This is a genomic window from Legionella sp. MW5194, assembly GCF_016864235.1.
Lineage (GTDB): Bacteria > Pseudomonadota > Gammaproteobacteria > Legionellales > Legionellaceae > Legionella_C.
Genome location: NZ_CP045732.1, coordinates 1,353,273 through 1,358,232, shown reverse-complemented (window position 1 = coordinate 1,358,232; position 4,960 = coordinate 1,353,273). Strand labels below are relative to the sequence as shown.

Here is a 4,960-nt window from a genome sequence, read left to right as displayed (position 1 = left end):
CTTGGACCTTTTTACTATCAAAAAAATTTTTTAGTATACATTGCCCATTATTTTGATTCAATGGTTTTATTTTAACCTGGTTTTATTTTAACCTTCGCCTATTTGTTTTCTTAACATAATCAGATGGATAAGGGCTTGATTAAGGTAGCCAATTAGCTACTATCTGCACATACGCAAAACTAGATGAATAAAACTCTAAACCAATAACTCCTTAACAATATCATCAAGTCGCTCCCCAAAAGGATCATCCGTTAAACAAAGCAACCAAGAAGCAGCAACTCCTAACTCCCTAGATAATACCTTCGCTTCCCCTGGTCCAGGGCTTCTCGTACCCTGCTCCCAATTTCCAATTCTAGCAGCCCCTAATCCCGTCCTCTCAGCCAAGACTTTAATCGTCAACCCATTCGCCTTTCTAGCCTGCGTAATCCTACTACCAATATTTTTTTTCATATTCATTTAGGTTCATTTGCTATCAAAAGGAAATACCCCATTGACTCTAAAAAGCGCCTATTTACAATGGGTTATCAACAACACACTTCGTGTTATTGATTGATACTAATTGAAACCATTTGATAGTGCAAGTGCTGTTTTTAGCAGTGCTTATTAAGGATGAAATAGCGAAATGGGATTTTTGTTTGTTAATACCGATGAATTATCTGCGCTGATGGGATTGCCTTACATTCAGCAATCAGCATATTTGCTGGGGATTCGCCCGTATATGGATCGTAATACCTTTCTGGTAGGCGTTAAACGTAAAATCAGCTATCAACAGCTTGCTGAAGCCCTCTACGTTGAACCACACCAAGGCTTCGAACACTCTGGTAGCCCAAGTCGCCCACAATTACGCCGTATCATCTATGCTCTTGAACGCGCTGGATTAGTGGAGATTAAATCTATTGGGAAACAACTCATTTTAAAATGCCTTTTAGCCAATTCGGATTTGTCTGCTCAAAATAAACCCGTCACAAACCCGACACATCAACCCGTCACAAATCCGAACGATAAAAATAATATTAAATCATCAAGTTACGATAAAAAATATCAAAAACCCAGCACAGCGCAAAACACAAAACCCGACACACCTCATAACTCCAAAGATCGTTTTATTTTTTTAAAGCAGCAATTTGAAAAATTTTGGTCTCTTTATCCTTTAAAACAAGACAGAACTAAAGCCTGGCGTGAGTTTGGTTATCTACAACCGGATGAACAAATGGTTGAACAAATACTAAACGGACTTCAAGCCCAAATTAATAACCGTGAAGAAATGGAGTTTATTGGCGAATGGCTGCCGAACTGGAAATACCCAGCCACCTGGCTTTCACGCAAATGTTGGAACGATGAATTACTTACCTTAAAAACCCAAGAGGAGCAGCAGAATGAAGCCAATCAAGCACGTTCTCGGAAAAAATCAGCAACAGATATCCTTACTGAATCCTGCAAAGATGCAACCTTCGATTTCGACTTTGATGAATCATCAGACCCAGGAAGCAATATCCTCTCATTCGACAACACCAGAGCACGATAAGAGAATGGATACACTGTTTATGCGCTTCGCAGCAATTTATGGATATCTGTGGGTGTCAACTTACAGCAACACAAATTTTCTTGAACTCTCCAAACGAGAATGGTCAGAAGGTTTGAAAGAGTTTGACAATCAGGTGCTGAAACTTGCTTTAGAACAAATAAAGAAGAAGCTAGCTGTTCCTCCTTGTCTGCCTATTTTTTATGAGTATTGCACCAACATCCAAAAAGGCATCCAAGCCCGTCAAGAAGCGATCAAACAAAAAACTGAACCGCATGTCCCTACAGATCCCCTGGTCGTTCAACTGCATATCAACCAAATGAAAGACTACCTCTTCAAAGAAGCTAAGGAGAAAACACCATGCTGACCTTAATCCGTCGTATCGGCGAAGCAATTTACATTGATAAAGGCCGAATCAAAGTACATCTGATTTCTGAAAACGAGGGGCTAATCAGGCTAGGTATAGAAGCGCCTAAGCATGTTGATATTGAACGTAAAGAAGTCTTTGTCCGCAAAGCAGTGGCACAACATGAACAAGCGCAGGCACTTAGAAATCAATCAGGAGGCGATGATGCTTAAAAAAACTATGCTATTCAGCCTTATGTTATGTGGTCTGCAAGTTCATGCAGCTAATATCACCCAAGTAAGCCGCTATGCCACGGTTAGCAATCAACCACTAGCCGCTCAAATTAATCCATTAAAAACTGTGCAACAGATTCATTTTCCTGCCTCCATTCAAACCATAGGGGAAGCAGTGAATTACTGGTTACGTTATTCCGGTTATCACCTTACTCCTAAAGAAAAGCAAAGCGAAAGCCTGCAACAAGTTTTTCAACAACCATTACCACAAGTCATTAGAAATCTTGGTCCACTAACCATTGAGCGAGGTCTGACGGTATTGGTGGGGCAACAGCTGTTCACGCTCAAACAAGATGATTTGTTAAGGGAAATCAATTTTAGTCTGATTGCAAGGAGCGCAAGATGAAAAAGTATCTGGATGTTAAATGGCTTAGCCTGCTTGTTTTAAATGTTTTATTAATTACTTTTGTATGTGCAAAAAATCAATCGCCTGCAAATCATAATGAGCTAAATATCCTTGGCGAACAACTCACATCTATTCAAACACAATTAAAACAACCTGTAGAACAACCTGATTTATCGCCAATTACCCAAAACCTCAACCAATTAAATAACTTCATCCAGCAACTGAAAAATAAAGACGATCATCAATTAGGTGAAATATTCACTACAGAACAAGGTGCAATTAAAAAACAACTCGAAGGTATTACGGATTTATTACGCCACTTAGATGAGAAAAAGCAACCTGTGAAAATGCTCTCTGCAAGTCAACTGCCCTTTAAGGTATTAAGCATAGACAGCATCCAGGAAATACCCGTTGCATCCATTGCTTACCACTACAAAACTCAAGCATTAGAAAAAGGCGATACGTTAGCTGGTTGGACAGTTTTTGAAATCGATTTTGCTAAGCAAATCATAGAATTTGAAAACGCGGATAAAGCCCATGTACTGGTTCGCTTAAATCAACATGAGGTGAGCCATGCTTAAGCTATCTACTTTAGCCATGGGATTAGTACTTGGGCAACAAGCCATCGCTGGTTTGTATATCCCTGGCATTGCCACCTCACCCATGCAACAAGCCGACAATGCCTTGGCAAAAGCAGGCCTTACTGAGTTTCATGATGAAGTCATCGAAGAAAAAGATTTCCAACTAAATGACGCTCAAAAGCAAGAAGCTAAAGTCTGGGGATTAAATGAAAAAGAAGAAAAACGCTATCTGCAATTAATGCAGAGCAGGAGTGGCGTTTATTATAAAGACTTGCGCATGACACCAATTGATATCCTTGGACTTAACGCCAGAGATGATGTGGAGCGTGAACATTTTGCCAGCTTGGCTGCTCACCAGGAAGCGCAAAAAGTGGCGCAAAATATCGCTTGGAACAATGCTTTTTACAAAGCCTATAACGAACTGTTTAAAGATGTACCTGTTGTTGGCGATTTTGATCCCTCACCTTACTCACCCTATGCGCATCAACCTATTCAATTAAAAACAGGTGAAACACTCTATTTATTTATCAAACCTGACGATGCAGTAACTACCATTGTCCTCCAACTTATTGACGCGATTAACCGTACTCCCAATACAAAGCTTAACCTGCTGTTTCTGGATATGGACAATAACGCAATACAACTGTGGGCGAATCGACATCAGATCCCTATTCAATTAGTAACCAGTCAACAAATCACCCTAACCCCTGGCAACCAACAATTTGAAAGCTTAACGCTTGCCAAGAAACAAACTCCATTACTGTTAATAGCCAACGGTAAAAACTCGCAAGTCGTCGATTTAGGGAGATTTTAATGATTAGGATTCTGCTCTTGCTATTGGTCGCGTTGAATGTTCATAGCATGAATGTCATTCCGTTAACCCTGTCACAAAGTGATGCGTCATTAAAATTAAATCTGTCCAGCCCCATAGGCGTACCAGCCAAAAGCAAAGCCAACGCAGGCAAAGTCAGTCGCAAAACATTGGATACCAATTTATTAAACATGCCCTTGTTTGTCATAGGTGCAGATAAATCGTCCATTCAATGGTTAGAACAGCATCAAGAAGAATTAAAATCCATGCAAGCCACAGGATTCATTACCAATGTGAATGACTTTGAAACCATTGTCGCTTTGCAAGATAAATTCAAACTACCATTACTGCCTGTCAATGTTGATCCATTGCTTGCATACCTTCACGAACAACATTACCCCTTAATCATTGCTGAGGGGGCTGTATGGCAGTAAAGCAATATTCAAGACAAATGACCATGCAGTTAATCATAGTACTATTTTTAGGTTGGTTGGCGATTATTATCTGGGCTTTAAGTCAATGGCTGCTGCATGGTTACTCCTTTGCTTTTGAAAAAGTGAATACCCTTGTAAACACTCAAAGAGAGGCTATTACCCCTGTTTATCAAGGCTCACTGCTGGCAGCACTTCCTTTAAATGCCAAACCAGATTGGGCATTTACCATTCCTTATTTAAATAAATTAGCCATCAACGATCTTGCCAAGGACTTAATCGAAAAATCACAACAATTCTTGCAGATCCTTTTATTAAGCAGCCAGTGCCTTTTAATCAAACTCATTATCCTATTCGCCGCCCTGCCCTTATTTGCTTTAACCATGATTGCAGGTCTGGTTGACGGCCTAAATCAAAGAGCAATACGCACTGCTTGTTTAGGTCGTGAATCCTCTTATGTGTTCCACAAGCTTAATCACTATTTGAAAAAAGGACTGGTGATTTTACTCATGCTGTGGCTTGCCCTGCCTGTCAGCATCCCCCCTGCTTATGTCTTTGTGCCTGTCAGTTTGTTGATGGGATTAATGGTAGCCATGACGGCCAGCCGCTTTAAGAAATACTTATAGGGAG

Annotated in this window: 9 protein-coding genes; 8 read left to right on the top strand and 1 reads right to left on the bottom strand. The window is 40.2% G+C overall.

The genetic code is table 11. The annotated features are described in order from the left end of the window. Positions 1 to 195: 195 nt before the first annotated feature. The gene (locus GH742_RS06440; protein ID WP_120082988.1) at positions 196 to 456 is read right to left on the bottom strand and encodes a helix-turn-helix domain-containing protein; all 261 of its coding nucleotides are present in this window, start codon (positions 454 to 456) and stop codon (positions 196 to 198) included. A gap of 166 nt (positions 457 to 622) precedes the next feature. Between GH742_RS06440 and GH742_RS06435 the strand changes: the two genes are divergently transcribed. The 8 genes from GH742_RS06435 to GH742_RS06400 are packed head-to-tail and all read left to right on the top strand — an operon-like array spanning position 623 to position 4,956. After that, entirely contained in the window at positions 623 to 1,525 is a 903-nt protein-coding gene (locus tag GH742_RS06435; protein ID WP_203456606.1) for a hypothetical protein, read from the top strand. Positions 1,526 to 1,529: 4 nt separating this feature from the next. Continuing rightward, complete coding sequence (locus tag GH742_RS06430) at positions 1,530 to 1,889, top strand: hypothetical protein (protein WP_203456605.1); 360 nt, start codon at positions 1,530 to 1,532, stop codon at positions 1,887 to 1,889. Then, positions 1,883 to 2,101, top strand: coding sequence for a carbon storage regulator (locus GH742_RS06425; RefSeq protein WP_028384173.1), 219 nt, complete (start codon positions 1,883 to 1,885; stop codon positions 2,099 to 2,101). The genes GH742_RS06430 and GH742_RS06425 overlap by 7 nt, the downstream gene beginning before the upstream one ends. Beyond that, positions 2,094 to 2,507, top strand: a complete 414-nt coding sequence (locus GH742_RS06420; RefSeq protein ID WP_203456874.1) for a hypothetical protein — start codon at positions 2,094 to 2,096, stop codon at positions 2,505 to 2,507. Before GH742_RS06425 ends, GH742_RS06420 begins: the two co-directional genes overlap by 8 nt. Further along, positions 2,504 to 3,088 (top strand): hypothetical protein, encoded by a 585-nt coding sequence (locus GH742_RS06415; protein WP_203456604.1) that lies wholly within the window; start codon positions 2,504 to 2,506, stop codon positions 3,086 to 3,088. Before GH742_RS06420 ends, GH742_RS06415 begins: the two co-directional genes overlap by 4 nt. Next, a complete protein-coding gene (locus GH742_RS06410) occupies positions 3,081 to 3,902 on the top strand; it encodes a TIGR03759 family integrating conjugative element protein (protein WP_203456603.1) in 822 nt (273 codons plus the stop codon). The genes GH742_RS06415 and GH742_RS06410 overlap by 8 nt, the downstream gene beginning before the upstream one ends. Further along, positions 3,902 to 4,333, top strand: coding sequence for an integrating conjugative element protein (locus GH742_RS06405; RefSeq protein WP_203456602.1), 432 nt, complete (start codon positions 3,902 to 3,904; stop codon positions 4,331 to 4,333). Before GH742_RS06410 ends, GH742_RS06405 begins: the two co-directional genes overlap by 1 nt. Next, entirely contained in the window at positions 4,324 to 4,956 is a 633-nt protein-coding gene (locus GH742_RS06400; protein ID WP_203456601.1) for a DUF4400 domain-containing protein, read from the top strand. Before GH742_RS06405 ends, GH742_RS06400 begins: the two co-directional genes overlap by 10 nt. Positions 4,957 to 4,960: the final 4 nt, after the last annotated feature.

Bases quoted from the DNA above. Each gene is read 5' to 3' on its own strand.
- GH742_RS06410 (WP_203456603.1), top strand. From the start codon at position 3,081: ATGCTTAAGCTATCTACTTTAGCCATGGGATTAGTACTTGGGCAACAA.
- GH742_RS06405 (WP_203456602.1), top strand. From the start codon at position 3,902: ATGATTAGGATTCTGCTCTTGCTATTGGTCGCGTTGAATGTTCATAGC.
- GH742_RS06420 (WP_203456874.1), top strand. From the start codon at position 2,094: ATGCTTAAAAAAACTATGCTATTCAGCCTTATGTTATGTGGTCTGCAA.
- GH742_RS06440 (WP_120082988.1), bottom strand. From the start codon at position 456: ATGAATATGAAAAAAAATATTGGTAGTAGGATTACGCAGGCTAGAAAG.
- GH742_RS06430 (WP_203456605.1), top strand. From the start codon at position 1,530: ATGGATACACTGTTTATGCGCTTCGCAGCAATTTATGGATATCTGTGG.
- GH742_RS06400 (WP_203456601.1), top strand. From the start codon at position 4,324: ATGGCAGTAAAGCAATATTCAAGACAAATGACCATGCAGTTAATCATA.
- GH742_RS06415 (WP_203456604.1), top strand. From the start codon at position 2,504: ATGAAAAAGTATCTGGATGTTAAATGGCTTAGCCTGCTTGTTTTAAAT.
- GH742_RS06435 (WP_203456606.1), top strand. From the start codon at position 623: ATGGGATTTTTGTTTGTTAATACCGATGAATTATCTGCGCTGATGGGA.
- GH742_RS06425 (WP_028384173.1), top strand. From the start codon at position 1,883: ATGCTGACCTTAATCCGTCGTATCGGCGAAGCAATTTACATTGATAAA.